We start from the raw sequence: 25,964 nt of genomic DNA, 5'->3' as shown, positions 1-25,964 counted from the left end.
GTGCAAAGTGTGCATCATGCGCAAGTGCATCGTTTGTCGAATACGTCATCTTTCAAGAGCAATATAGCGGGTGTCGTGTAGGCGATGGAGGTCGCTGGCCATATTGCCCTTGAAGGGCGGCGCAAAATCAGAAGGCCGTGCGGTTGAGGCCGCACGGCCTTACAGGGGGCCAGGGGATGATGACTAGTAGCTCAGTGCCGGGTCGAAGAAGCCAATGAGAACGCCCACAAATGCGATCACAACGAGGATCAGCATCATAACGATGGGGTTGACCTTCTTCTTGGTCATCATGTACCAGCAGAAGATGATGAAGACCATGGGCAGCAGGTGCGGATAGATTCCGTCGAGCGTGTCCTGGAACTTACCGCCGCCGGGCAGCACCAGATTGGGGCTGCAGGTGATGGAGACCCAGGTAGCACCGACTGCACCGATGACCATGGTACCGACCATCACGATGGAATCACGCAGAGCCTTGGCCTTGGGGCCGACGAGGGCCTCGACCGCCTTGCCGCCGAGCTCATAGCCCTGGTTGTAGGCAAAGCGCATGCCAAGGAACATGAGCAGGTTCCACACGACAATATAGAAGATGGCACCGAGCGGAGAGCCGCCGGTCGAGAGACCGAGGGCGATACCGAGCAGGATCGGGATCAGGGTACCGACGATCAGCGAGTCGCTAAGGCCGGCGAGCGGGCCCATGAGGCCGGCGCGGATGCCGTTGATGGCGTCGTCGTCGATGGCCTCGCCGTTTGCGCGAGCCTCCTCGAGGCCGGCGGTGACGCCGACAATCATGGTGCCGATCTGCGGCTCGGTGTTGAAGAACGCGGAGTAGGTCTGGAGGGCCTGCTTCTGCTCCTCGGGCGTGTCGTAGAGCTCCTCGACGATCGGAAGCATGGCGCACAGGTAGCCGAAGGTCTGCATGTGCTCCTGCGAGAAGCAAGTCAGGTTGCCATAGGACCAGTTGCGGAACGACTTGGCAAGCGTTTTCTTAGAGAGTTTCTTCTTCTCTGCCATTAGATGTCCTCCTCTTCCTCATCATCGGAGCCCGAGGCGATAGCTGCCTTGGGAGCGTTTGCGAGGTCGATCTTGAGCGAAGCGATCTCATAGTTGATCAGGGCGAAGAAGCAGCCGATGCCGGCGGCGGCAATCAGGTTGCATCCCATGACAGCGGACAGGGTGAAGCCGAAGAAGAACGTGAGGAAGTCCGTCGGCTTGGAGATGACCTGCTTGAGCAGGATGGCGATACCGACGGTAGGCAGCAGCGAGCCGACGGTGAACAGCGTCTTCATCGCGATGCCGTCCATGGGCATGTAGGTCTTCATGAGGTCGACCATGGCGGTGCCGCCCATGGTGATGATGAACGTCGGGAGGAACGAGCAGACGATGTGACCGATCCAAGGCAGAACGTTGTTGACCAGGTAGAGCTTGTGGAGGTCGCCCTTCTCGAGCCACTTCCAGCCCATGCCCTGCCATACCAGGTTAATGGTGGCGGTGCCATAGAAGAGCACAGTGCCGAGCGTGCCGACGGCGGCACCGAGGGATGCGGCCATGCCGGCAGCCTCAGCGGAGGCGGGATCGATGCCCGAGTTCTTGATGGCGAGGATCGCCAGCGGGATGCCGATATAGGACACGGCGCGGACGTCGGCGGAGACGGTTCCGCCGGGGGTCACGAGAGCGATGTAGACAACCTGGATGGCAGCGCCGACGAGGATGCCCGTCTGCATATCGCCCATGATGATGCCGACGATGAGGCCGGCGACCAGAGGACGACCCAGAGTGTAGTTGCCGATCGTCGTGCCACCCATGCCAGGCAGTGATGCCAGGCAGGCGAACAGGCCGAACAGCGCGGCTTGGAATGCATTGATTGCCATGCTTTCCCCTTTCTTTATTCCTCAGCCCTTTCCCCCAGGGCTGTAGGTACCAAAATGCGGCTGGCGCCTAACTAGAAGCCAAACTGACCGCGGAACTTGGGCCACTCACCGATGGACTTCTCCTTGATAAGGGCGAACTCGACCGTGTAGCCGGCGTTGGTGAGATCCTCGAGCGCCTGGGCCTCTTCCTGCGTGATCGACTGGTTGTTGCCGAGCTTGGTGGTGCCGGGACGATCGTTGCAGGGACCGACGATGATGCGGTCCATGCCGGGCTTAAAGCCAAAATCGACGAGAAGTTCCTTCATGTCGAGCGGGTTCTTGGTGATCAGGAAGTACTTGGTGTTGGACTTGAGAACCTTCTCGGAGACCTCCTTGAAGTGCTCCTTGGTCCACACGAACGTCTTCTTGCCCGAGGCACTCTTGTAGGCCTCCTTGAGCACGGGGTTGGACGCCGCGGCGTCGTTGACGGCGATAAGACCGTCGCAGGGATACTCGAGGGCCCAACGGGTAACGGTCTGTCCATGGATCATACGGTCGTCAATACGGATGAACGAAATCATACGTTCTCCCCTTTCCTTCATGAGGCCCGCGGTCGCGGCCCCTTCTTCCTAACGTTTGCAGCTAGATGAAACCTTGGTGCGGCCTAGATGTCGTCGTCCTCGTCGTCGGCGTCATCGGTCGGGACCACAAGCTCGGACATACCGTTCTTGCCCTCCTGCAGCATCATCTGCTTGAGAGAATCCAGGTCCATGGTGGCAAGCCCCATCATGGCGGTCATAGCCATGGGCAGATTCATACCGCCGAAGGCAATGGTGTGGGCGAGCAAGCCCTTCTCGGCCATCGTGTTCATAGCATTGGTGAGCGGCGATCCGCCCAGGATGTCACCGAGCAGGACAACCTCGTCATCGGCGGTAACGGGAGCGACCATCGCCTTGACGTTCTCGACATATTCGTCAGCGCCCATGCCGTCCACGAGACTCGTCGACAAGATGTTCGGGGCGTCATTGCCGAGCATCTTGAGGACACTGTGCAGTCCGGGAGCGAGCGTTCCGTGACTGACCATTACCAGATACCGCATGCGGTCTCCTCTCGACCTGCCGTGTGTCGCACGGCTTTGCTTTTTGCCGAGATTATTGTTGCGCCGGGGCATGTTCGGTACAAGAAAATAGTTGCGAACGGCAACTATTCATCGGTTAACGGTAGCAACTATTTTTGTGCCTAAATTATTTTTTCTTCCAATTATTTTTAAAATAGCAGGTAGATTGCCTGGTAAATGTTTTATGTTCCTTATGTACCATACATACCGACAAGAATCGGGCCTGACATCACCGGTTTGTCCCGCAGTGTCAGACCATGTCACGTATGCTCACGACATGGAGGTACCCCATGGACATGATCTCGTTTCTCGCCTCCGAACCCTTCGATCGCAGCGGTGATACGCCGCTCTATGTCCAACTTAAACATCGAATCGCCCTGCTTATCGCCAGCCAGGCGTTCGACACCAAGACGCCGCTGCCACGCGAGCTCGAAATCTGTGAGCGGCTGGAGTTATCGCGCGCGACCGTGCGCCGTTGCTTCCAAGATCTCGTCATCGAGGGGCGCGTGGTGCGCAAACGCGGGCAGGGCACGTTCATCAAGCCCCAAACCTCAGCGCCCGGCATCGACCTGGCCCTGAATTTCAGCGCGCGGATGCGCGAAGCGGGACGGGTTCCGAGCTCACAGATTCTCGCCTTTTCAAGCATACCGGCCGTCCGCGGCATCGCCTCCGGGCTCAAAGTGCCCGAAGGGACACCCGTCTGGGAGATTCGCCGCCTGCGTCTCGCCAACGACAAACCCATGGAGCTCAACTACGTCTATATCCCCGTGTCACTTTGCCCCGAGCTCACACGCAAAGACGTGGATGGCTCGCTCTACGCCTACATCGCGGAAAAGACCGGCATCCTGCCCGCAAGCGTCGATGCCGTCTACGAGACGGTCAACCTCGACAAGCATGAGGCGCGCCTTTTGGGACAGAACACCGGTAAGGCGGCGATGCGCATCGTGCGTTCGACTTACGACAAGACGGGAACCCCGTTCGAGGTAGGCGTGCTCATCAGCTGCGACGGTCAGGCAAAGTTGCACGTGCACATCGCCGCCGACAAAACAACCTTCACCGCCACAGCCCAATAAATCCAAAACGCGGGCGCCGTCGTTCAAACGAACGACGGCGCCCACACTCATTTTCTATTTAGCCCTAGTCATCGCGCAAAGCCCCTTCGGCAGCACACGGTGCAGCCGAGTCACCGCAGGCCGGGGCGGGAGGGGCGGAGTTTCCTCCTGAGCGACTCTGCTTGCAGCCGGAGCGAAAGGGGGAAATCTCCGCCCCTCCCGCCCCGGCCGGACAGCCCACGCTACACCGTGTACTGCGGCAGGTCCTGCAGGGCGATGACGTCCATGCCCATGTCGTTGGCGCTGCCGTGACCCTGCTGGTCCTCGCGCACCGCCTCGATGGCACTCACGTACGTGTTGGCGGCAGACATCGCGGTCACGCAGGTCACACCGCGTCGCACTGCCTCGGTGCGCAGCAGATAGCCGTCGCCGCGCGAGCCCGGACCGTACGGCGTGTTGATGATCACCGCGATCTTGCCATCGGCGATGAGGTCGACGATGTTGGGGCGCTCGCCGTCGTGCGGGCCGCTAATCTTCTCCACGATCTCGCACGTCACGTTGCCTCCGCGCAGCACGCGCGCCGTACCCTCGGTGGAGCAGATGTCAAAGCCCAGGTAACGCAGGATACGCGCGACCGAAAGGATGTGGCGCTTGTCGCGGTCGCACACGCTGATGAACACCTTGCCGGCGCTCGGGTCGGGCAGCTTGTAGTCGATCGCCAGCTGCGTCTTGGCGTATGCCTCGGGATAGCTCTTGGCGATACCCATGACCTCGCCCGTCGACTTCATCTCAGGCCCCAGGATAACGTCGGCGCCCGGGAAACGGCCCCAGGGCATAACGGCTTCCTTCATGCAGAACCAGTCCAGCTGACGTTCGTCGCTCGGCAGGCCCAAGCTCGCGATGGAATCGCCTGCCATGATGCGCGCCGCGCACTTGGCCAGCGGCACACCGGTGGCCTTGGAGATAAACGGCACGGTACGGCTGGCGCGCGGGTTGGCCTCGATCACGTAGACGGTCTCGCCCTTGATGGCATATTGCACGTTGACCAGACCGCGGACTCCCAGCGCCATCGCGATGCGGCGCGTGGTCTCGCGGAGCTTCGCCTGCAGGCTCTCGCTAAAGCTAAACGGTGGGATGCAGGTCGCAGAGTCGCCGGAGTGAATACCGGCTTCCTCGATATGCTCCAGGATGCCGCCGATGTATACCTCTTCGCCATCGCACAGGGCGTCGACATCGGACTCGATCGCACCCTCCAGGAAGCGGTCCAGATACACCGGGTAGTCGGGGCTGATGCGCGCAGCCTCGCCCATGTAATCGCGCAGATGCTCGGCATCGTAGGCGATCATCATGCCGCGGCCACCCAGCACGTAGCTCGGACGCACCAGCAGCGGGTAGCCGATGTGCGCGGCCACGGTCTCGGCCTCCTCAAACGAGGTTGCCTGACCCGCCGGCGGATACATAATGCCCAGCTTGTCGAGTAGGGCGGCAAAGCGCTCGCGGTCCTCGGCAAAGTCGATGGCGTCGGGCTTGGTACCCATGATGTTGACGCCGCTCTCCTCGAGCATGCGCGCCAGTTTAAGCGGGGTCTGGCCGCCGAGCGTCACCACGACGCCGTCGGGGCGCTCGACATCGATAACGTCCATGACGTCCTCGTAGGTGAGCGGCTCAAAGTACAGACGGTCGGACGTGTCATAGTCGGTCGAGACGGTCTCGGGATTGCAGTTGACCATGATGGTCTCGAAGCCGCGGGCCGCCAGCGCGTAGCTCGCGTGCACACAGCAGTAATCGAACTCGATACCCTGGCCAATGCGGTTGGGGCCGGCGCCCAGGATCATCGCCTTGGGCTTGTCCGCCGGCGTGGTCTCGTCGGGAGCCACGCACTTCTTGGCGTCCGGGCTCGTGCGGTAGATGTTCTCGTACGTCTTGTAGTGATATTCCGTGGCGCTCGAGAACTCGGCGGCGCAGGTATCGACCGTCTTCATGCTGGGAACCACGCCCAGGCTCTTGCGGTAAGCGCGCACAAAGCGCTCGTCCGAGCCGGTCAGCGCGGCAATCTCGGCGTCACTCGTGCCGTACTGCTTGAGCAGGCGCATCGCATCGGCGTCGATATCCTCCACACGCAGGCCGCGGATGCTCTCCTGGACCTGCGCCATGTCGTTGATGCGGTTGAGATACCACGGGTCGATGCCGCAAATGGCATGGATACGCGCAACGTCCCAGCTGCGGCGCAGGGCCTCGACCACAAAGAAGATGCGATGCTCGGTCGGGGTTGCCACGGCCTGAGCGAGCTCATCGTCGCTCAGCTTGTCGGCACCTTCCTTGCCACCGGCACAAATGCCCTGATGCCCGTCCTCCAGCGAACGCATGGCCTTGCCGAAGGCCTCCTCAAAGGTGCGGCCGATCGCCATGATCTCGCCCACGGCCTTCATGCGCGTGGTGAGCGTGGGGTCGGTACCCTTGAACTTCTCGAAGGCAAAACGCGGCACCTTGACCACGCAGTAGTCAATCGTGGGCTCAAAGCAGGCAGGCGTTGCCTTGGTAATGTCGTTGACGATCTCGTCGAGCGTGTAGCCCACGGCCAGGCGCGCGGCGGCCTTAGCGATGGGGAAGCCCGTGGCCTTGGAGGCCAGCGCGGACGAACGGCTCACGCGCGGGTTCATCTCGATGACGATCAGGCGGCCGGTCTGAGGGTTCACGGCAAACTGCACGTTGGAGCCGCCGGTCTCGACGCCAATCTTCTCCAGAATGGCGAGCGACGCGACACGCATGCGCTGGTACTCAAGGTCACTTAGTGTCTGCGCCGGCGCCACGGTGATGGAGTCGCCGGTATGCACGCCCATGGGGTCGAGATTCTCGATGGAGCACACGATGATGCCGTTGCCGGCGTGGTCACGCATGACCTCCATCTCGTACTCTTTCCAGCCCTCGATGGACTCCTCGACCAGCACCTCGTGGGCGGGCGAGAGCTCGAGGCCCTGACCCACGATGGAGACGAGCTCCTCGTGGGTGTGAGCGATGCCGCCGCCGGCGCCGCCGAGGGTAAAGCTCGGGCGCAGTACGCAGGGATAGCCCACGCGCTCGGCGATAGCCTCGGCGTCGGCCACGCTGTAGGCGTAGCCCGAGCGCGCGACCTCCAGGCCAATCTCGGCCATGGCCTCGTTAAAGAGCTTGCGGTCCTCGCCGCGCTCGATAGCGGCCAGGTCGCAGCCGATCATCTCGACGCCGTATTTGTCGAGCGTATCGTCTTTTGCCAGCTCGACGGCGGCGTTCAGACCGGTCTGGCCGCCCAGCGTAGGCAGCAGCGCGTCCGGGCGCTCCTTTTTGATCACGCGCTCGATAAACTCGGCGGTGATGGGCTCAACATAGGTGCGGTCGGCAAGACCGGGGTCGGTCATGATGGTCGCCGGGTTGGAGTTGACCAGGATGACCTCAAAGCCATCCTCCTTGAGCACCTTGCAGGCCTGTGCGCCGGAGTAGTCAAACTCACAGGCCTGACCGATAACGATGGGGCCAGAACCAATGACGAGGATGCGCTTGATGTCAGTACGTTTCGGCATTGTTAGTTCTCCTCGGTCGCAGCGTTCTCGGACTCGGCGAAATTCCAGCCGGCGAGGCGGTCCTTCGCGGTGTCGATGTCCAGGTAGTTCTCCTCGCCGTCCATGAGTCGCGTAAAGGCGGTAAAGAGATAGTGGGCATCGGTGGGGCCAGGCGAAGCCTCGGGGTGGTACTGGACCGAGAAGCACGGGGCGTCGAGCAGCTGGATGCCCTCGGCGGTGCCGTCGTTGAGGTTCACATGTGTCAGGCGAATGCGACCAAAGCGCTCGTTCATCACGACCGGCGCGATGCCGCGACGCACCCAGGCGCGCAGGTCGCCATCGGCCGCATGCTCGGTTTCGCCGCCGGAAAGCTCCGGAATCAGTTTGCCCAGACTGGGGAACAGCAGACCAAAGCCGTGGTTTTGCGCGGTGATCTCCACGCGACGGCTCACCAGATTCATAACCGGCTGGTTACCGCCACGGTGACCGAATTTAAGCTTTTCCATTTGGGCGCCGCCCGCCAAGCTGATCATCTGGTGACCAAGGCAAATGCCAAAGACCGGCACCTTGCCGATCAGCTGCTGCACCTGCTCATAGGTCTCCACCACGGCATCGGGGTCGCCGGGGCCGTTGGACAAAAAGACGCCATCGGGATTCATGTCGAGTACCTGCTGGGCGGGCGTATCCCACGGCACGACGGTGAGATCGCAGCCGGCACGGACCAGGCCCTCCAGAATACCGCGCTTCACACCGCAGTCGTAGGCGACCACTTTGTGACGGGCAGGAGCGGCAGCCGCAAGCGCAAAGTCATGCGTGGCAGGCAGGTCGGCGGCCACAAACTCGTGAGGCGCGGGGCAACTTACGGTCTTGACCAGGTTCTCGCCTACCAGCGTGGGCGCAGCGGACAAGCGCTCGGCAAGCTCGTCGACGTCGAAGATCTCGGTCGAGATAATGCCCATCTTGGAACCATTGTCGCGCAGATGGCGCACCAGAGCGCGGGTGTCGATACCCTCGATAGCGACGATGCCGTGAGCGCGCAGGTACTCCGGCACGCTGACGGCCGAGCGCCAGTTAGAAGGCGTGGCGCACATATCGCGAACGATCATGCCGCGCATAGCCGGAGCGCTCGCAGGGCGCACGGCGTCGCCGGGGAAGGCCGACTGGACATCGGTCTCGTCGATACCGTAATTGCCGATCTGCGGATAGGTCATGGTTACAATTTGGCCGGCATAACTCGGGTCGGTCATGACCTCAAAGTAGCCCTCGGGCGAGGTGTTGAAGCAGACTTCGCCGGTCGCGGTGCCCTCGGCGCCGCATGCACGTCCATAAAAAATGGTCCCATCCTCAAGATACAGGATACAGGGACCGCAGGTGCCCTTGCTGGTTTTGGCCAGCATACGCTGGCAAAGCTCGCTGGGCGCGAAGGTGCGGGCGGCAGCGCCCGCGGTATGGTTGTTCGCCATAATTCTCCTTCCCGGTCTCACAGGACCGGCTTAAAGGTGTGTAGTTAGGCCTCGCGGTATTGTAACCGCAAGCATGCCTCATGGCGTTAATTTCATCGAAATGTTTACGAAATGATAATTATGACTTTCTATGCATAATGATTATTTAATCCCCGTCCCAGAAAAATTATCCCGCGTGGGCTTGTGGCTCACGCGGGATAATGGCCTCTTACTTTTGCTTGTCCTGTTCCAGCAGATCGGACGGTGAGCGATCGGGCTTGCCGCCGCGGAAAATCTCGCGGCCATGCAGACGATGCTCCAGGTCACGTTCGGCCTTTTCCTCGTCAATCTTGGTCTGGCTCACCACCGGGTCCTCGATCAGCGACGAAACCGAGTTCACCTGTTTTTGAATGCGCTCGGCAATGGTGTCGTCCATGCTTACGATGCGCATCTTCCAGTCGATACTCGTGGCGTTGGATGAGCTCTTGGTCCACACAAACGTCAAAATGGCGCTCTGATGACCCCGCGCGGGAAACATGCCAAAGAAGGAATCGTGCTGAATGTTGCTATCCTCGTCGATATAGGCGTGAACGTTATACACCACGCGGTCGATCTTATCGTTGAGCAGCGCGTTGGTCGCAAGCGCAGCGGCCTGAATCTGCCCGTTGGACAGCAGCTCGAGCTCGTTGGCAGACGATGTGTCCAACACCGTCACCTCGACCGTGCCCGTACGCTCATCAGCTTCATCGACGGTAAAGTCGAGCGGGAACTGCGTAAAGCCGTTGCCCCACTCAAGGCCGCCCTTCAGCGCCGTCGAAACGGTATCCACCGAAACGCTCTCGGACAGGTTGGCGGTGTTCAGGCGTCGCATCACGCCGTAGCCAATCTGCATGCCCACAATCAGCACCAAGATGCCAATGACCACGGCCATGGCAGTCTTCGTAATGGTATGGCTCACCTGCGAGCCCGAAGGGTCGTCCTCGGACAGCGGGTCGATATGTTTTGCCTGGCTCGCGCGGTCCTCGCTGCGCAGCTGCGCTAGCGCCGCTTTGTCACCGCGCTTGGCCGCAGCCTCCTTCTCACGCATGCGCTCGGTGCGCTTTTTGGCAAGCGTGGGATCCAAGACACCGGATGCATCGATTTCGGAGAATAACTCCGTCACTTCTTCCGGAGTCAAAGGGTTCTTGTCAGCCATAAACTTCCTGTCATATCAATCAGTCGAGCTCGTGCGCACGCGCACCTTCGAACTGCATTCGATAGTAACGGGCATAGGTGCCGCCACGGGCGAGAAGCTCCTCGTGCGTGCCACGCTCCACAACGCGACCATGCTCAACGGTCGCAATCTCATCGGCATGCTTAATGGTCGAAAGACGATGGGCGATGATAATCGTGGTGCGGCCGCGTGCCAGCTCTTCGAGTGACTCCTGCACCGCCTCCTCGCTCTCGTTATCCAAAGCACTCGTCGCCTCGTCCAAAATCAGGATCTTGGGGTTCTTGAGAAACACACGCGCAATGGCAACGCGCTGCTTTTGGCCGCCCGAAAGACGGCTGCCGCGCTCGCCCACGACCGTGTCATAGCCCTGTGGAAGCGACTCGATAAAGACATCGATGTTGGCACGACGGGCGGCTCCGGCGATCTCTTCTGCCGTGGCGCCCGGCTTGCCGTAGGCTATGTTCTCGCCGATTGTTCCGTCAAACAGGTAGACATCCTGCTGTACCAGGCCGATGGCGCGGCGCAGGCTCTGCTGCGTCACATCGCGCACGTCCTGACCGTCGATGCTAATGGATCCGGCAGCAACGTCATAAAAGCGCGGCAGCAGCGAACAGGTCGTGGACTTGCCACCGCCCGAAGGGCCAACCAAAGCGATGGTCTGCCCGGGCTTGATGGACAGATCCATATGGTCGATAACGGGACGCTCGTCGGCATCGCCCTCGCCCAGCTCAACATCCTCGTAGTTAAAGCACACGTCGTGATAATCCACGGCGCCGGCGGTCACCTGCAGATCCGTGGCGCCCGGCTTGTCCTGGATATCCGGCGCGGTCGAGAGCACCTCGTCCATACGCTTAAAGCCGGCAATGGCCTTCTGATACGTTTCGGCCGAATTGACGAGTGTCTCGAGCGGCGTGCAGAACAGCGAAATGTAGAGTGCAAACGTCGCCATATCGACCGCCTGCAGCTGACCCTGGGCAACGAGCCAACCACCCAGCAGCACCACGATCACGTACAGCACGCCCGAGAGCAGGCCATACGTCGCAGTATAGACGCCCATGGCGTGGTACATGTTTTCCTTGGACGAAAGGTAGCGGTCGTTAGAGGCACGGAATTTGGCGCGCTCGGTCTCCTCATTGGCAAAGCTCTTGACCACGCGCATGCCCGCCAGCGAATCCTGCAGCTGCGCATTGATGCCGCTGATCTTTTTGCGGTTGTCGCTAAAGACCTCGCGCATGCGCATGTTCTGCCAAAACATAATGACCGCAAACGCCGCCGTCACCACGGCCATGGCGAGCGCCAGAACCGGGGCGATGGTAAAGAGGATCACAAACGAGCCGATAATCTCGATGCCGCAGATGATGATCCACTCGGGCACGTGATGCGCCGCCTCGCAGATATCGAACAGGTCGTTGACCACGCGGCTCATCATGTCGCCCGAGCTGTTGCAGTCGAAGTACGCAAAGCTGAAGCGCTCATACTGGTCGAACAGGTCCTCGCGCATCTTGGACTCCATGCGCGCGCCCATCACGTGGCCCCAGTAGCTCACAAAGTAGCGGCAGGCGCAACGGATGACATACATCAGCACCAAACCCACCGCGATCATACCGAGCGCCTGCATAATGGCAGCCTGACCCTGGGTAAACAACCCGCCGGTCAAATTGCGCAGGATAATGGGGAACGCCAGGTCAATGGCGGCAAGCACCAGAGCACAAACAGTATCAGCAACAAAAAGCCCCATCTGGGGCTTGTAATACGAAAGAAACCTTTTAAACATGCAATCCTCGAAGAGAAATAAATAGCGTGAGAAATCCGGTTGAACCGGTCAGGCTGAAAACAAAACGTCCCAACAAGCATAACGCCGATGTTCTGGCAGCGTCAGCGAAAACGTCCCTAAGCGAGCAAGGTGCCTTGAAAGAGGAGCGACGCGTACTTCGGTACGCGAGCGACGATTGAAAGGCAGATTGCCGCTTAGGGGCGTTTGCAGCGTCGACTCGTTACGCGGTTTGGTAAAACCGCGTAACCTAGAGCTCCGCTCCGCCCAAGCGGTGCGCGATGCTATCGCAGGCCAAGGCGCCCACGACGGTCTTGGCGTCTTCGATTTTGCCGTCGAGCACGGCGTCGATCAGCTCGTGCAGCGGCACCAGGTCAACGTTGACAAACTCGTCATCGTCGGGGTTGGGCGCATCAAACTCGAGCTTGGTAGCCAAGTAGATGTGGATGATCTCATCGCAAAAACCGCAGGACGTGACAATCGACGTCAAAAAGCGAATACGACCAGCCCTAAAGCCCGTCTCCTCATGCAGTTCGCGCTTGGCGCAATCGAGCGGGTCCTCGCCTGGATCGAGCTTGCCGGCGGGAATCTCGACCGTCACGCGGTCGATGGCGGTGCGGTACTGACGCACCAGTACGATCTTGCCGCTCTCGGTCAGCGCCACAACGGCCGCCGCACCCGGATGGCGAACGATATCACGGGCGCTGCGGCGACCGTTGGGCAGCTCAACCTCAAGACGGTGGACGTCGAGGATCTTGCCCTTCCAGGCGCACTCCTCCGAAAGAATCTTCTCGTGCAGCTCGGCATCGTGCGGGTCATCGTCGCCCAGCACCAGCGCCGACTCGTCAGCGACCTCGCCACCAGGTTCGCCCTCGGCGTGCCCATACACGCGGCTGTCCTCCTCGACGATCTGCGCATCCACGAGCTCTTCGTTCTTTTCGTCCATCCGTCTCATTCCTCTCGGACTTTAGGCATCCCAGGCGTCGCGGCCGCGCAGCGCGCGCAGGCCGATGTCGTGACGCAGGGTCTTACCCTCAAAATCAATCTTCTCGCAGGCCTCGTAGGCAAGGTTGCGAGCGTTCTCGAACGTGTCGCCCAGAGCGGTCACGGCAAGCACGCGGCCACCATTGGTCACGAGCTGGCCGTCCACCACGGCAGTGCCCGCGTGGTACACGGTCACGTTCTCCATGGCCTCGGCGTCGGCGATACCGGTGATGACCTTGCCCTTCTCGTAGCTGCCGGGATAGCCCGCGCTCGTCAGGACAACGGCCACGGCCCACTCGTCACGCCAGTCGAGCTCAATCTGATCGAGCTCACAGTTGGCGCAGGCCAGCATGACCTCAACCAGGTCGTTCTTAAGGCGCGGCAGCACGACCTGTGTCTCGGGGTCGCCAAAGCGGGCATTGAACTCCAGCACCTTGGGGCCGGCGGGCGTGAGCATAAAGCCGCCGTACAGGCAGCCGCGGTAGTCGATGCCCTCGGCAGCAAGCTCGGCAACGGTCTGCTCCATGACCTTCACCATGGTGGCGTGCTCCTCGTCGGTCACGACGGGCACCGGGCTGTAGACACCCATGCCGCCGGTGTTGGGGCCCTTGTCGCCCTCGAGCGCGCGCTTGTGGTCCTGCGAGGTGGCCATGGGACGCACGGTCTTGCCGTCGGTAAAGGCCAAAAGCGAGCACTCGGGACCGGTCAGCATCTCCTCGATAACCACGGTGTTGCCGGCATCACCAAAGGTGCCGCCAAAGCACTCGCGCACGGCCTCCTCGGCCTGCTCAAGTTCGGTCGCCACGATAACGCCCTTGCCCGCGGCAAGGCCGTCGGCCTTGACGACCAGCGGAGCGCCCTGCTCACGCACATAAGCAAGAGCCGAAGCCTCGTCGGTAAACGAGCCGTAGGCGGCCGTCGGAATACCGGCGCGCTCCATGAGCTGTTTGGAGAACAGCTTAGAGCCCTCCATCTGGGCGCCCTCGGCACCCGGGCCAAAGCAGGGAATACCCGCCGCGCGCACGGCGTCGGCCACGCCCGCCACGAGCGGAGCCTCGGGGCCAATTACCACGAGTCCGCATCCGTGGCTCTGCGCAAACGCCGCCACGGCCGCAGGATCGCAGTCGTCGAGAACAACGTTCTCGCCGCAGCTCGCGGTGCCGCCGTTGCCCGGCGCGATGTAGAGCTTGCCGGCGCGCGGTGATGCTGCAAGCTTAGCTGCCAAAGCATGCTCACGGCCGCCGCTGCCCAACAACAGGATGTCGATGGTTTGAGTGTCCGCCTTCAAGGGTGCCTCCTCTATGGATGAATGGCCCGCTCCGCGCGAGCCCTTTGCAAGCAAATATACCCCTCGGCCGCCCGTCCGGGCTGCAAAGGGGTATATCGCAATAACCAAATAGTCCCGATTACTTCCAGAATCGGTTGATGATCTGCTCGCGACCAGCGCCAACGCCAATAAACGTCACGCGGGTGTGTGCCAGATCCTCGATAAACGCCACGTAGTCCTGAGCCTCTTGCGGCAGCTCATCAAAGCTGCGGCAACCGGTGATGTCGCACTTCCAGCCGGGGAGCTCCTCGTAGATGGGCTTGGCATGCTCAAAGCGCACCTGATGCTCGGGCACGCTGGTGTAGCGCTCGCCATCGACGTCGTAAGCCACGCACACCTTGATGGTGTCGAAAGCCGAAAGCACGTCGAGCTTAGTCAGGGCGATATCGGTGAGGCCGTTGACGCGTGAGGCGTAGTTGGCGATGGGGCCGTCGAACCAACCGCAGCGACGACGGCGACCGGTGGTCACACCGTACTCATAGCCCTCCTCGGTCAGCGTGTGACCGGCCTCGGACTCATAGGAAAGCTCGGTGGGCATGGGGCCCGAACCGACGCGGGTGATATAGGCCTTCATGACGCCCAGCACGCGGTCGACGTTCTTCATGCCCACGCCGGAGCCGGTGATGGCGCCGCCGGCGGTGCAGTTGGAAGACGTCACGTACGGATAGGTGCCGTGGTCGATGTCGAGCAACGTCGCCTGGGCGCCCTCAAACAGCAGGTCCTTGCCCTCATCGATCATGTTGTTGAGCAGCAGGCTCGTCTCGGTGATGTAGGGACGCAGGCGCTCGGCCATGGGCAGGTACTCGTCGCAAATCTGGTCCACGGTGTAGGTGGGCAGGTTGTAGATGAGCTCAAGCTCGGGGTTCACGCGGGCGAGAGCGGTCTCCAGCTTGTCGCGGAACAGCGCCTCGTCCAGCATATCCTGCATGCGCAGGCCAATGCGGGCCATCTTGTCCTGATAGCACGGACCGATACCGCGCTTGGTGGTACCGATGTTCTTCTTGCCGAGCTTCTGCTCAAAGGCGCCATCCAGGTCGATGTGGTACGGCATGATGACATGCGCGTTGCCGCTAATCTTGAGGTTCTTGGTGGTGATGCCGTCGGCCTCGAACATGTCGATCTCCTCAAGGACAACCTTGGGGTTGACGACGCAGCCGTTACCGATCACCGACACATGGTCGGAATACATGATGCCGGAGGGCACCTGGTGCAGGCCGTACTTCTTGCCGTTGACGACGATGGTGTGGCCGGCGTTGTTGCCGCCCGAGTAGCGCACGACGGCATCGAAGTCGCCAGCGACCAGGTCGCAGATCTTACCCTTGCCCTCATCGCCCCACTGGGCACCGACCAAAACGGTTGACGGCATGTTTACTCCTTACATTCATGGACTGTCTACGCGCCACGCCGGCACGCAGAAGCACAAAACATTCCCAGTATACCCGTGCAACGGGCGCCTGTCCTACTCCTCGGCATGTGCCCCATCAAGCTCATAGAACTTGGTGGATGCCGGCAGGAACATCAGGTCGACGTCGCCGATCGGGCCCGAACGGTTCTTGGCCACGACGATACGCGTAACGCCCTCGTCGGGTCGATCGTCGCGCGAGGCTTCGGCCTCATCGGCGGAGCGGTCCAAGAACATAACGATATCGGCGTCCTGCTCGATGGAGCCCGATTCACGAAGATCGGAAAGCTGCGGGCGCTTGCCGGTACGGGATTCGACCTGACGCGAGAGCTGCGACAGCGCGATGAGCGGGATCTTGAGTTCCTTGGCCATGATCTTCAGACCACGCGACATCTCGGAGACCTCGACGGTACGGCTCTCGGAGCGGCGTCCCGGCGGAGGACTCACCAGCTGCAGGTAGTCCAGGATGATGATGGCCTTCTCCTTGTTGTGGAGCATGCGGCGGCTCTTGGCGCGAATCTCGGTCACTGTGGTGCCGGGCGTATCGTCAATCAGAATATCGAGCTTGGACAAGGTCTGCGTGGCCTCGTTGATATTGGCCCACTGCTCGGGGCTAATGCGGCCCATGCGGAAGTCACTGATCGAAATCATGGCGTAGGCGCAAATCAGACGCTGGGCAATTTCCTTGCCCGACATCTCCAGCGAGAAGAAGCCGACGGTATAACCGGCAGCGGCAGCGTTGAGCGCCAGATTTAGAGCGAACGACGTCTTACCCACAGCAGGGCGGGCGCCGATGATGATGAGCTGGCCCTCGCGAAAACCCATGAGCATGCGGTCGAGCGACGGGAAGCCCGTGGGCACGCCCGCAGCCTGGCCACCGGCCTGGCACACTTCCTCGGCCTCGTTATAGGCCTCGACCATAAACTCGGTCAGCGTCTTGTAGCTCGACTTGACCTCGCGTGCCGTGACCTTGAGCAGCTTACTCTCGGCCAGCTCGACAACCTCTTTGGTATCGGTGGGGGCGTTATATGCCAGCGCGTTGATCTCGTTGGTGGCGCCGATCAGCTCACGCAGCATCGAATCGCGGCGAACGATGGCGGCATGATGCTGCCAGTTGACGAGCGACAGGGTCTGACCCATCAACTCCAAAATGTACGCTTCGCCGCCCACGGCATCGAGCTTATTGATGCTTCGCAGGTAATCGATCAGCGAGATGGAGTCGATGGGAATGCGGCTGTTGTACATATCGACCATCGCGGTATAGATGGTCTTGTGAATGGGCCGGTAGAAGTCATCGGGCTGCAGCTCGACCTGGGCTTCTTCGACCACCTCGGGCGATAGCAGCATAGCGGCCAGTACATTGGCCTCTGCATCTTGGTTTTGGGGAAGACCCAACTTTGAGCCGCGGTCCTCAACCGTCAGCCCGGTCTCCCTATCGTCGTATGCCATGAGCATCCTCATTCATATCGCTTGCGAGCATCCATAGTATCAGCCACGGTCCCAAAACGCGCCGCGCGCCGCCAATCATCACCGAACCAAACGGATGAACGGTCCTGTATATAGGACTTCGACGCAACGTTCACCATGACACTCACTCAGCGCAAATAAAACAAAAGGGCGCCCTGGTTTCCCAGAGCGCCCTTCTTAGAACAAGATTGTTGCGTTGCAGCAAATGCTACTCGGCAGCAGCCTCAGTCTCGACCTCGGCGGTCTCGGCCTCGGCGACCTCAGCGGCCTCCTCGACCTCAGCCTCGGCAGCGAGCTCCTCGGCGGTAACGCCGACGAGAACGACAACCTCGGCCTTGATCTCGCGGTACAGCGAGATGGCAACGGTGTGGGCACCGGCAACCTTGATGGGCTTACCGAGCTCGACGCGCTTGCGGTCGATGTCCATACCGAGCTGAGCCTTGATGGCGTCAGCGATCATAGCGGCGGTAACGGAGCCAAAGAGGATGCCCTCGTCGCCGACCTTGACGTCAACGGTGACCGTCTTGCCCTCGAAGGCAGCCTTGGTCTCGTTGGCGGTAGCCAGACGGACGGCCTCGCGCTTGGCGATGTTGTTGCGACGCTCGTCAAGCTGCTTGAGGTTGCCCTTGGTGGCGGCAACAGCGAGCTTCTTGGGGAACAGGAAGTTCTCAGCGTAACCCTGAGCGACCTCTACGACGTCACCCTCGCCGCCCTTGCCCTTGATCTCATCGAGAAGAATAACCTTCATGATGCGTCTCCCTTCTTAGCCGCGGTCGCGGTTGCCACGAGAGGAAACCACGGGGACGGTGTACGGCAGGAGAGCCATCTCGCGGGCGCGCTTGATGGCGTTGGCGATGTCATGCTGATGCTGCGTGCAAGCGCCAGTGACGCGACGGGGCTTGATCTTGCCACGATCGGTCATGTACTTACGGAGAAGCTGAGTGTCCTTATAGTCGATGAACTCAGTGTTCTCCTTGCAGAACTGGCAGTACTTACGACGCGGCTGACGTGCAGAAAAATCATTAGCCATGTCAAAATACCTTTCATTTGGCAACTTCGGCGAACCGAAGCAGCCTCTCACTCAAAAATAGGTGAACAACCCTTAGAACGGGATGTCCTCATCGTAGACGTCGACCGCGGGCGGCGTAGCCACCGGTGCGGCAGGACGTGCTGCGGGCGCGGGAGCTGCGGGGGCGTAACCGCCCTGATCGTAGCCACCCTGGCCACCACGGGAGCTCATAAACTCGATCTCATCGACGATGACCTCAAGCTTGCTCCTGCGCTGACCGTCGCGCTCCCAAGAGCTGTAGCGCAGCTTGCCCTCGATCGCGACCTTGTTTCCCTTTGCCAGGAAACGGCTCACGGCCTCGGCGCGGGTGCCGAACATAGTGCAGTCGACAAAGTTGGGATAGTCCTCCCACTCGCCAGTCTGCGCGTTACGGCGACGATCGTTCACGGCGACGCCAAAGGACAGAACCTGGGTTCCGCCGGCGGTGGCGCGCAGCTCGGGATCGCGGGTGAGGTTACCGGTGATGTTCACTCGATTGATGCTCATAACTCACTACTTCCTCTTGGGGCACAAGCCCAGTCCAAAACGACAGTCTTACTCCTGGTCGTCGCGACGGACGATCATGTGGCGGACCACAGCGTCGGTGATGCGCAGGACGCGATCAAGCTCGGCGATCTGGGTAGGATCTGCGTGGAAGTTGATGAGGGTGTAGTCACCATCGGTGAGGTCGTTGATCTCGTAGGCGAGCTTGCGCTTGCCCCACTCGTCAACGGAGTCGACCTTGCCAGCGCCCTCAGCGATCGTGGTATCGATACGCTTCATAACAGCGAGACGAGTCTCGGGGTCGAGCGACGGGTCAACAAAGAACAGCAGTTCATAAGCCTTCATATTGTCACCTCCTCTGGGCAAATGTGGCTTCAGGTCGTGAAGGTGCGCCTGAAGCAGGAAAAGACTTGGTAATAATATCTTTCAACCTCCTAGGCTGCAAGAATATGCAGCTACAACCTCATGACCTCCACATATGCCCATGCTCGCACCACGTTTCATGCGCATTCCAACCAAATGCTGACCAAAAGCTTGACGGATCTGTTGACAAGATACGGTGCCGTGGGGACAAGCTGAGCCAAGCCGCAGGTCAACGGGCACAAGGCTGTGGTCGCAAAATGCATACCAGTGGCCCACAGCACCACCCAAAGATTTTTAAATTCATTGCCAAGTCGCTTATGAATACCCCTTTTGAACAATTGAGTTAATCAACCACGCTGGTCGGAAGCCGTTTTTTGGCACCTCAAACCCCACTGCAACGACAAGCGCGGCCAAGCGTTTTAAAAAATGCCAACTTTTCTGTTTGCACTTTGCGGTTCCTCGTGTATACTGACTTTCGCATTTAACGGAGAGTTGTCCGAGTGGCCGAAGGAGCACGATTGGAAATCGTGTAGGCGTCAAAAGCGTCTCCAGGGTTCAAATCCCTGACTCTCCGCCAGTTAATTCCAAAGCAGGCCTTCGAGCCTGCTTTGTTTTTACCCCACGCGGAGGGGTGGCAGAGTGGTTGAATGCGGCGGTCTCGAAAACCGTTTGGCCTGTATAAGGTCACGAGGGTTCGAATCCCTCCTCCTCCGCCATTTTGGTTGAGAAAGCTCCCGAAAACGGGGGCTTTTTTGTTTAGAGTCCCTTACAAGCAAATACGGCGGAGGAGGAGGGATTCGAACCCGCCAGGGCGCAAAGCGTAAAGAAAACGCGCCAGTGGCGCGTTTTTAGCGCAGCGCGGTCGGCGTAAGCCGACCGGATAAATTTTGAGCGCTGCTCAAAATTTGGACATCCCTCCTATTCAGCCACGCCCCCATCGCGTTCAGCATCGACCCAGATCCCCAAACATGGAACCTACGCCCCCACCCAGTCCCGACCGTTTACCGAGCAATAGGATCACCACGCCCGCCAACCATGTACTATGTACGGGCATTGTCTAAACCCGCAACCAAAAGGACCCCATCTTGCCCGTCGTCGCCGCTATGACCGTTACCTCACACGCCACAGATGCCATGGTCGCCATCCCGTTTTGGCTCGAAATGTTCGCCGTCGTCGCGGCTTCAATCTCGGGCGTGTTGGTCGCGCGCGAGCACAAGCTCGATCTGGTGGGCGCGGTCGCGCTTGCCGTGGTCTGTGGCTTGGGCGGCGGTCTTTTACGCGACATGACGCTGCAGGTGGGCAACGTCTACATCCTCAACCAGCCAATGGCGCTGCCGCTTTCCATTGCCACGGCAGCCATCATCTATATTTTCCCGGCAATCGTCGACAAGCCCGAAAAACTCATTCCCCTGCTCGACATCATCTCGGTCGGCATCTACGCCGCCACTGGAGCAGACAAGGCGCTGGTCTACGGCTTTGCACCGGCGGTGTGCATCATGATGGGCTTTTTCACCGCGGTGGGCGGCGGCATGTTGCGCGACGGCTTTATGGGCGTGGTTCCGGGCATTTTCCAACGTACTAACTTTTATGCCATCGCCGCCATCGCCGGATCGACAAGCTATGTGTGTCTCGTTATGAGCGGCATTATGAGCAATGTCGCCGCGCTGGTCGTATGCGTTGTCGTGACCATGGGTCTGCGCTGGCTCTCGCTGCGCTTTGACATCAAAAGCCCCACCGAAGAAGATATCGCGCGCTTCTTGCACCGTAAAAAGTAAACAGCACGGCACGACCCTTCGAAATGCAACCGAGAGGTTCTTTTAGAGCGCCCACGCGTTGGGTACCCTGTTAGGTGTATGTCGAGCATCTGACGAAGGATTCACTATGCCCTGTAATCAATTCCCGTCGACCCAGCGCCGTAAAGCGTGGGTCCGCATCACGATCCTATTCGCGCTCGTCGCCCTAGCGGTCACCGCACTTCCCACGGCGTCGTTCGCCGGCACAGACACCGCAGGCAACGTACTTGCGACCGACAATGACGCCAATTCGTCCGGCGTCGAAGGTGACCTGTACTGGGCAGGTCAGGCCCTCAACTTGGACGATGCGTCCATCGGCCGCGACATAATTGCAGCAGGCGAGAGCCTCTCCATCCGCGACTGCACGGTGGGCGGCGCCGTCCGCTTGGCGGCGCGCACCATCGACATTGCCAAGACTACGGTTGATGGCAGCGTGACCGTTGCCGGCCAGCATGTCGTGCTCAATTCCGACAGCACCACCAACTGTTTCTATGCGATAGGCGAGACGGTTGCCCTGCGCGGCTCTACCAAGTCGGCAGCGCTTGCGGGCGATACGGTGACTATCGATGGCACCGTCGAGGGCGATGTCGAGGTTTGGGCCGATAAGCTCATCCTGGGCAAGAACGCCCACATCACCGGCACCGTGAACGCGCACGTCTCCGAGGACCCCGAGCGCGCCGCGGGAGCCGAGGTCGGCGCGCTCAAGATCGACCGCACCGAGAGCGAGGATACTTCCACCGTTAACGATGTCATCGGCGGTATCGTCGCCGCGGCACTCTCGGCCTGCTTTGTCGCCCTACTGCTCGAACTCGTCTTTCCGCGCGCAACCGCCAGCGCCGCCGGCATGCTCCACCAGCGCCCCATGCCCCTGTGGGTGAGCGGTCTTCTGGGCACGATTGCTATCGTCCCCGCCGTCCTACTGCTAATTATCTCTATCGCTGGTCCGTCGCTTGCCGGAGCCCTCATGTGCGGTGTTATTGGCATCGCGCTGGTGTCGAGTGCCTTTGCAGGGTGCGCGATCGCGCGCATGGTCGGACACAGCCAGAACCGCTACGCCATGGCGGCCGCCGGCGGCGTGATCGCAGGTGCACTTACGGCAATCCCCCTCGTAGGCGATTTCATCAGCGGCGTGGCCTTTGTCTTCACGCTCGGCTATGTTATCCAGATCATCTGGCGCAACGCTCACCTCAAGTCGCAACAGCCGGCTAATACGCCGGAACTCCCCACCGCCTAGCTGCCAACCACCACAAAGGGGACAGGCACCTTTGTGGTGGTGCAAGCGAACCTGTCCCCCTTGCACCAAAAAGGGCGCCGACCATCGCGGTCGACGCCCTTTCTTATTGGCGGTTATAAGCCCCAGCGCTTATTTGTTGACCTGACCGGCACGGACGGCGGCCTTCTTGCGGTCGGTGGCATTGAGCAGACGCTTGCGCAGGCGAATATTCTTGGGAGTGATCTCCACCAGCTCGTCATCGGCGATGTACTCCAGCGCCTCCTCCAGCGAGAAGGTGCGAGGCGGCACCAGTTGGACGGAGATATCGGAGGTCGAGGAACGCTGGTTGCCCAGGTTCTTGGTGCGGGCGATGTTGACGACCATGTCGCCAGCCTTGCTGCGCTCGCCCACGATCATGCCCTCGTAGCACTCGGTGCCCGGCTCAACAAACAGCTGGCCACGCTCCTGCAGCGTACCCAGGGCGTAGGCAACGGCCTTCTCGGTGGTCATGGAGATCATAGCGCCGTTCTGACGGTTGCCGATCTCGCCGGCGTAGGGGCCATACTCCAAGAAGGTGTGGTAGAACACGCCCTCGCCGTGGGTGACGTTCATGATGCGGTTCTTAAGGCCCATGATGCCGCGGGTCGGGATCTTAAACTCGAGGTGCGTCACGATGCCCGAGGTATCCATGCTCGTCATGATGCCGCCGGAGGTACCGAAGACCTCAACGACCTTGCCCGAGTACTCGTCCGGGCACTCGACGACGGCCTGCTCGACGGGCTCCATCTTGTTGCCGTTCTCGTCCTTCTTAAACAGAACGCGGGGACGGCCAACCTGGAACTCAAAGCCCTCGCGACGCATGGACTCCATCAGAACGGACAGGTGCAGGATGCCGCGACCCGAGACCTCGACGCCGCTCTTGTCCTCGAGCTCCTCGATCTTCATGGTTACGTTGTTCTCGGCCTCGTTGAACAGGCGCTCCTTGAGCTGACGGGCGCCCACGATGTCGCCGTCGCGACCGACGAGCGGGGAGGTCGAAGCCTCAAAGACGATGGACAGGGTCGGCGGGTCGATCTCGATGGGCTCGAGCTCGACGGGGTTCTCGGGATCGGTGTAGACATCGCCGATATCGGTGCGGTCGATGCCCACGACGGCGGCGATGTCGCCGGCGCCGACTTCCTGGCATTCGGTGCGGCCCAGGTAGTCGAAGGTAAAGAGCTGCTTGACGGTAGCGGTGGCGCTGGAGCCGTCGTTCTTGACGACCAGGATCTGATCGCCCTGATGGATGGTGCCGGAGTACACGCGACCGATGCCGATGCGGCCAACGAAGTTGGAGTGGTCAATGGTCACGCACTGCATGGCCAGCGGGGCGTTCTCGTCAACCTCAGGAGCGGGCATGTCGTCGATGATCATATCGAGCAGCGGATACATATCCATGTTGCCGTCATTGGGATCGAGGCGGGCAAAGCCGTTGACGCCGCTGGCGTAGATGACGTGCTCCATGGCAAACTCGAGCTGGTCGTCGGTGGCACCCAGGTCGGCCATAAGGTCCAGGCAGTCGTTGTAGGCCTTCTCGGGGTTGGCGCCCGGACGATCGATCTTGTTGATAACGATCATGATCTTGAGGCCGGTGTCGATAGCGTGACGCAGCACGAAGCGAGTCTGGGGCATGGGGCCCTCAAAAGCGTCGACCAGCAGCAGGGCGCCGTCGGCCATACGCAGCACGCGCTCGACCTCGCCGCCAAAGTCAGCGTGGCCCGGGGTGTCGATGACGTTGATCTTGACATCCTTGTACTCGATAGAGATGTTCTTGGCGAGAATCGTAATGCCGCGCTCGCGCTCCTGGTCGTTGGAATCCAGAACGCGATCCTCGACCTGCTGGTTGGCACGGAAGGCGTCCGTGGCACGCAGGAGCTTGTCGACCATCGTCGTCTTGCCGTGGTCGACGTGAGCGATGATGGCGATGTTCCTCAGATTGTCTACGCGCATGTAGTTCCCCTATCTTCTATCCATATACAAACGGCACGCGTATGCGGCCCGCCCAGCGACACAACGCTCAGCGGGAATATTGAGCCTTTTACCGAAAACTCGTTTATTTTAGCGATTTTAGATGAGAGGGGTTTCCTCACCTGCAGGTTCAGGGTCGCTCCACATAAAACCATCGCCGGCACCCATGCCCTCATACAACACGTATGCCGAAAAACCGCTCTCGAGCGTGGTTTCGAAGAAGCTCACGAGCAGGGCGTCGTGATAGCCGCCGTCAATTTCGACACAACCGGTGTAGCCGATGGCATAGCGGGCGATGCGGCCCAGGCCCTCGTCCTTAAGACCCATCTTGTGCTCGGAGATAAAGTTGGTGGCCGCCTCGAGGCACGCCTCCTCGCCATCCTCATCGAGCGCCGCCAGATAACGGTTGGAAGCAGCGTCCTCGATCGCCACAACTACGCCCGGATTCTCGCCGGCGGCAAGGTCGTCCAAGAACGCACCAATCAGGTCACACACCATGGCGTCGAGCTCGGCGGAGACGTTACCGGCGTCCTGCATATCCTGTGCCATCTTTAGACCTTCCCATCGAGTCTGGCGTCGTTACAGTTCTTGTGCCTCGGCAGCGATCTTGGCGGCAGCGTCGCGGGCGCGCATCATATCCATCGCGCGCTTGTCGAGTACTTTGATCTGGTTGGTCAGCATTACTGCATCGACCACACCCCAGATTACCAAGCCTGTTGAAATCGAAAACCCAAGCGCACCAACTGTACCACGAAGGCGCGAGCAGATTGCCGCGACAAGGGCGGAGACGACAACCATCTTGATAAACGAGCCGCGGCGCTCGCGAAGCGTGCGGGCCTGCGTCACATAGGCAATGCGTGCCGCCTCAGAAGCCTCCGAGCGCATCTGGGCCTCGCGCGCAATGGCCGCCGCCTCAGCCGACATACCGCCGGCCATCAGCGAACACTCCGCAACTCTGCCGCCCCGCATTTAGAAGTCATCGGGGGAGAGCGTATGGACGAACTCGTCGAACTTCTCGAACTCCTGCTCGTCGTCGACTTCCTCGGCGTGGGTAGAAACAGTGCCCAGGCGATTCATGATGTCGTCCTCCACAAACATGGGGGCATTGCTGCGCACGGCAAGGGCAATGGCATCACTGGGACGAGCGTCGATCTTGCGCTCCTCGCCATCGGCCAGTACGACGATCGTCGCGTAGAACACCGGCGGCTCGGCGCGAACGATCTCGATGCGCTCGAGCTTGGCGCCCAGGGCGTCAACGGTATCGAGCAACAGGTCATGGGTGATCGGGCGCTCGGCGCGGCCGCTATCGATGCCGCGGCTGATGGCAGCAGCTTCAAACGAACCAGTCTGAATGGAAAGGGAACGCAGCGGCGCGGGCGAGTCCGATTTGCTGCTGCGCTCACGAAGTACGATAAGCGATGGCACGGGACCGGCGGCCATGACGATGGTCTCTATGTCGACACGAACCATGGAACACCTCCGGTACGTAGCGGTTAACACGCGGCAGCCCGCCGCATTGAATAGCTATACTACCCAAACTTTCGCACAGCACACAAAATCAAAGTAGTTAATTTGGGACGGGGCTTTTTTGACTACTTTCAGTAGGTAAGAAAAAAGCCCCGAGGCAACACCCCGGGGCTCTTCACAGTTTTGATGGTGGACCTGACAAGATTCGAACTTGTGACCTCCCGGTTATCAGCCGGACGCTCTAACCAACTGAGCTACAGGTCCATCATGGTGGAGGTTAGGGGGATCGAACCCCTGACCTCAGGCTTGCAAAGCCCGCGCTCTCCCAGCTGAGCTAAACCCCCACGGAGACAGTAATAAACACCCCAGCGGCGACTCGGCTCTCGCTGGGGTGTTTATTGCGAAAGAAAG

23 protein-coding genes and 4 tRNA genes are annotated in these 25,964 nt (G+C 60.4%); 5 read left to right on the top strand and 22 right to left on the bottom strand.

Annotation, left to right across the window (positions count from 1 at the left end):
• Nucleotides 1-183: 183 nt before the first annotated feature.
• From DW151_RS08245 to DW151_RS08230, 4 genes are all read right to left on the bottom strand, one after another.
• Complete coding sequence (locus tag DW151_RS08245; protein ID WP_118335332.1) at nt 184-1,011, bottom strand: PTS system mannose/fructose/sorbose family transporter subunit IID; 828 nt, start codon at nt 1,009-1,011, stop codon at nt 184-186.
• On the bottom strand, nt 1,011-1,868 hold the full coding sequence (locus DW151_RS08240) for a PTS sugar transporter subunit IIC (RefSeq protein WP_089572605.1): 858 nt from the start codon (nt 1,866-1,868) through the stop codon (nt 1,011-1,013). Before DW151_RS08240 ends, DW151_RS08245 begins: the two co-directional genes overlap by 1 nt.
• Before the next feature lie 71 nt (nt 1,869-1,939).
• A complete protein-coding gene (locus DW151_RS08235) occupies nt 1,940-2,428 on the bottom strand; it encodes a PTS sugar transporter subunit IIB (RefSeq protein ID WP_117716198.1) in 489 nt (162 codons plus the stop codon).
• An 83-nt stretch (nt 2,429-2,511) separates the two neighbouring features.
• On the bottom strand, nt 2,512-2,946 hold the full coding sequence (locus DW151_RS08230) for a PTS sugar transporter subunit IIA (RefSeq protein WP_117769736.1): 435 nt from the start codon (nt 2,944-2,946) through the stop codon (nt 2,512-2,514).
• Between the two features lie 308 nt (nt 2,947-3,254).
• Between DW151_RS08230 and DW151_RS08225 the strand changes: the two genes are divergently transcribed.
• Nucleotides 3,255-4,037, top strand: a complete 783-nt coding sequence (locus DW151_RS08225; RefSeq protein ID WP_158551165.1) for a GntR family transcriptional regulator — start codon at nt 3,255-3,257, stop codon at nt 4,035-4,037.
• A 221-nt stretch (nt 4,038-4,258) separates the two neighbouring features.
• Here DW151_RS08225 and carB read toward each other — a convergent pair whose 3' ends face one another.
• The 12 genes from carB to rpsF form a co-directional block, all read right to left on the bottom strand.
• Complete coding sequence (gene carB, locus DW151_RS08220) at nt 4,259-7,573, bottom strand: carbamoyl-phosphate synthase large subunit (RefSeq protein ID WP_118335331.1); 3,315 nt, start codon at nt 7,571-7,573, stop codon at nt 4,259-4,261.
• A 2-nt stretch (nt 7,574-7,575) separates the two neighbouring features.
• Nucleotides 7,576-9,015: a glutamine-hydrolyzing carbamoyl-phosphate synthase small subunit gene (gene carA, locus DW151_RS08215; protein ID WP_118335329.1), complete on the bottom strand. Its 1,440-nt coding sequence runs from the start codon at nt 9,013-9,015 to the stop codon at nt 7,576-7,578.
• 208 nt (nt 9,016-9,223) lie between these two features.
• Nucleotides 9,224-10,189 carry a hypothetical protein gene (locus DW151_RS08210; protein WP_117564028.1) on the bottom strand — a complete coding sequence of 322 codons (966 nt, stop codon included), beginning with the start codon at nt 10,187-10,189 and terminating at the stop codon, nt 9,224-9,226.
• A gap of 19 nt (nt 10,190-10,208) precedes the next feature.
• Entirely contained in the window at nt 10,209-11,981 is a 1,773-nt protein-coding gene (locus tag DW151_RS08205; protein ID WP_118335328.1) for an ABC transporter ATP-binding protein, read from the bottom strand.
• Between the two features lie 247 nt (nt 11,982-12,228).
• Nucleotides 12,229-12,924, bottom strand: a complete 696-nt coding sequence (locus DW151_RS08200; protein WP_192934495.1) for an NUDIX domain-containing protein — start codon at nt 12,922-12,924, stop codon at nt 12,229-12,231.
• 21 nt (nt 12,925-12,945) lie between these two features.
• Nucleotides 12,946-14,250 (bottom strand): phosphoribosylamine--glycine ligase, encoded by a 1,305-nt coding sequence (gene purD / locus DW151_RS08195; protein ID WP_118335326.1) that lies wholly within the window; start codon nt 14,248-14,250, stop codon nt 12,946-12,948.
• Between the two features lie 118 nt (nt 14,251-14,368).
• Entirely contained in the window at nt 14,369-15,655 is a 1,287-nt protein-coding gene (locus DW151_RS08190; protein ID WP_055251352.1) for an adenylosuccinate synthase, read from the bottom strand.
• Nucleotides 15,656-15,748: 93 nt separating this feature from the next.
• Complete coding sequence (gene dnaB / locus DW151_RS08185; protein WP_006235827.1) at nt 15,749-17,146, bottom strand: replicative DNA helicase; 1,398 nt, start codon at nt 17,144-17,146, stop codon at nt 15,749-15,751.
• 220 nt (nt 17,147-17,366) lie between these two features.
• Nucleotides 17,367-17,906 (bottom strand): 50S ribosomal protein L9, encoded by a 540-nt coding sequence (gene rplI, locus DW151_RS08180; protein ID WP_022094073.1) that lies wholly within the window; start codon nt 17,904-17,906, stop codon nt 17,367-17,369.
• Between the two features lie 15 nt (nt 17,907-17,921).
• A complete protein-coding gene (rpsR, locus tag DW151_RS08175) occupies nt 17,922-18,188 on the bottom strand; it encodes a 30S ribosomal protein S18 (protein ID WP_006235829.1) in 267 nt (88 codons plus the stop codon).
• A gap of 72 nt (nt 18,189-18,260) precedes the next feature.
• A complete protein-coding gene (locus DW151_RS08170; RefSeq protein WP_006235830.1) occupies nt 18,261-18,713 on the bottom strand; it encodes a single-stranded DNA-binding protein in 453 nt (150 codons plus the stop codon).
• Between the two features lie 48 nt (nt 18,714-18,761).
• On the bottom strand, nt 18,762-19,055 hold the full coding sequence (gene rpsF, locus DW151_RS08165; RefSeq protein ID WP_006235831.1) for a 30S ribosomal protein S6: 294 nt from the start codon (nt 19,053-19,055) through the stop codon (nt 18,762-18,764).
• A 504-nt stretch (nt 19,056-19,559) separates the two neighbouring features.
• Between rpsF and DW151_RS08160 the strand changes: the two genes are divergently transcribed.
• From DW151_RS08160 to DW151_RS08145, 4 genes are all read left to right on the top strand, one after another.
• Nucleotides 19,560-19,650 (top strand) — tRNA-Ser (locus DW151_RS08160).
• A 48-nt stretch (nt 19,651-19,698) separates the two neighbouring features.
• A tRNA-Ser gene (locus DW151_RS08155) sits at nt 19,699-19,789 on the top strand.
• A gap of 369 nt (nt 19,790-20,158) precedes the next feature.
• The gene (locus tag DW151_RS08150; RefSeq protein ID WP_229057814.1) at nt 20,159-20,848 is read left to right on the top strand and encodes a trimeric intracellular cation channel family protein; all 690 of its coding nucleotides are present in this window, start codon (nt 20,159-20,161) and stop codon (nt 20,846-20,848) included.
• Between the two features lie 106 nt (nt 20,849-20,954).
• Nucleotides 20,955-22,100 carry a polymer-forming cytoskeletal protein gene (locus DW151_RS08145; protein WP_118335325.1) on the top strand — a complete coding sequence of 382 codons (1,146 nt, stop codon included), beginning with the start codon at nt 20,955-20,957 and terminating at the stop codon, nt 22,098-22,100.
• A 129-nt stretch (nt 22,101-22,229) separates the two neighbouring features.
• On the opposite strand, the gene typA is transcribed toward DW151_RS08145, so the two are convergent.
• From typA to DW151_RS08115, 6 genes are all read right to left on the bottom strand, one after another.
• Nucleotides 22,230-24,068, bottom strand: coding sequence for a translational GTPase TypA (gene typA, locus DW151_RS08140; protein ID WP_089572581.1), 1,839 nt, complete (start codon nt 24,066-24,068; stop codon nt 22,230-22,232).
• Nucleotides 24,069-24,185: 117 nt separating this feature from the next.
• Complete coding sequence (locus DW151_RS08135) at nt 24,186-24,635, bottom strand: hypothetical protein (RefSeq protein WP_089572580.1); 450 nt, start codon at nt 24,633-24,635, stop codon at nt 24,186-24,188.
• A 30-nt stretch (nt 24,636-24,665) separates the two neighbouring features.
• Complete coding sequence (locus tag DW151_RS08130; RefSeq protein ID WP_117735835.1) at nt 24,666-25,022, bottom strand: hypothetical protein; 357 nt, start codon at nt 25,020-25,022, stop codon at nt 24,666-24,668.
• 33 nt (nt 25,023-25,055) lie between these two features.
• Nucleotides 25,056-25,556: a bifunctional nuclease family protein gene (locus DW151_RS08125; protein ID WP_099432413.1), complete on the bottom strand. Its 501-nt coding sequence runs from the start codon at nt 25,554-25,556 to the stop codon at nt 25,056-25,058.
• 184 nt (nt 25,557-25,740) lie between these two features.
• Nucleotides 25,741-25,817 (bottom strand) — tRNA-Ile (locus DW151_RS08120).
• A gap of 4 nt (nt 25,818-25,821) precedes the next feature.
• A tRNA-Ala gene (locus DW151_RS08115) sits at nt 25,822-25,897 on the bottom strand.
• Between the last annotated feature and the right edge of the window lie 67 nt (nt 25,898-25,964).

Source organism: Collinsella sp. AM13-34 (assembly GCF_003473055.1).
GTDB lineage: Bacteria > Actinomycetota > Coriobacteriia > Coriobacteriales > Coriobacteriaceae > Collinsella.
Note: the sequence above shows the minus strand (reverse complement) of the source record. Positions and strands in the feature narration are given on the sequence as shown.

Excerpts from the sequence above, each read along its gene's own strand:
- DW151_RS08230 (WP_117769736.1), bottom strand. The coding sequence starts at position 2,946 with ATGCGGTATCTGGTAATGGTCAGTCACGGAACGCTCGCTCCCGGACTG.
- DW151_RS08205 (WP_118335328.1), bottom strand. The coding sequence starts at position 11,981 with ATGTTTAAAAGGTTTCTTTCGTATTACAAGCCCCAGATGGGGCTTTTT.
- DW151_RS08245 (WP_118335332.1), bottom strand. The coding sequence starts at position 1,011 with ATGGCAGAGAAGAAGAAACTCTCTAAGAAAACGCTTGCCAAGTCGTTC.
- carA (WP_118335329.1), bottom strand. The coding sequence starts at position 9,015 with ATGGCGAACAACCATACCGCGGGCGCTGCCGCCCGCACCTTCGCGCCC.
- DW151_RS08210 (WP_117564028.1), bottom strand. The coding sequence starts at position 10,189 with ATGGCTGACAAGAACCCTTTGACTCCGGAAGAAGTGACGGAGTTATTC.
- dnaB (WP_006235827.1), bottom strand. The coding sequence starts at position 17,146 with ATGCTCATGGCATACGACGATAGGGAGACCGGGCTGACGGTTGAGGAC.
- DW151_RS08135 (WP_089572580.1), bottom strand. The coding sequence starts at position 24,635 with ATGGCACAGGATATGCAGGACGCCGGTAACGTCTCCGCCGAGCTCGAC.
- DW151_RS08200 (WP_192934495.1), bottom strand. The coding sequence starts at position 12,924 with ATGGACGAAAAGAACGAAGAGCTCGTGGATGCGCAGATCGTCGAGGAG.
- DW151_RS08190 (WP_055251352.1), bottom strand. The coding sequence starts at position 15,655 with ATGCCGTCAACCGTTTTGGTCGGTGCCCAGTGGGGCGATGAGGGCAAG.
- DW151_RS08125 (WP_099432413.1), bottom strand. The coding sequence starts at position 25,556 with ATGGTTCGTGTCGACATAGAGACCATCGTCATGGCCGCCGGTCCCGTG.
- DW151_RS08240 (WP_089572605.1), bottom strand. The coding sequence starts at position 1,868 with ATGGCAATCAATGCATTCCAAGCCGCGCTGTTCGGCCTGTTCGCCTGC.
- rplI (WP_022094073.1), bottom strand. The coding sequence starts at position 17,906 with ATGAAGGTTATTCTTCTCGATGAGATCAAGGGCAAGGGCGGCGAGGGT.
- DW151_RS08170 (WP_006235830.1), bottom strand. The coding sequence starts at position 18,713 with ATGAGCATCAATCGAGTGAACATCACCGGTAACCTCACCCGCGATCCC.
- DW151_RS08130 (WP_117735835.1), bottom strand. The coding sequence starts at position 25,022 with ATGGCCGGCGGTATGTCGGCTGAGGCGGCGGCCATTGCGCGCGAGGCC.
- DW151_RS08235 (WP_117716198.1), bottom strand. The coding sequence starts at position 2,428 with ATGATTTCGTTCATCCGTATTGACGACCGTATGATCCATGGACAGACC.
- typA (WP_089572581.1), bottom strand. The coding sequence starts at position 24,068 with ATGCGCGTAGACAATCTGAGGAACATCGCCATCATCGCTCACGTCGAC.
- DW151_RS08145 (WP_118335325.1), top strand. The coding sequence starts at position 20,955 with ATGCCCTGTAATCAATTCCCGTCGACCCAGCGCCGTAAAGCGTGGGTC.
- rpsF (WP_006235831.1), bottom strand. The coding sequence starts at position 19,055 with ATGAAGGCTTATGAACTGCTGTTCTTTGTTGACCCGTCGCTCGACCCC.
- carB (WP_118335331.1), bottom strand. The coding sequence starts at position 7,573 with ATGCCGAAACGTACTGACATCAAGCGCATCCTCGTCATTGGTTCTGGC.
- rpsR (WP_006235829.1), bottom strand. The coding sequence starts at position 18,188 with ATGGCTAATGATTTTTCTGCACGTCAGCCGCGTCGTAAGTACTGCCAG.
- DW151_RS08225 (WP_158551165.1), top strand. The coding sequence starts at position 3,255 with ATGGACATGATCTCGTTTCTCGCCTCCGAACCCTTCGATCGCAGCGGT.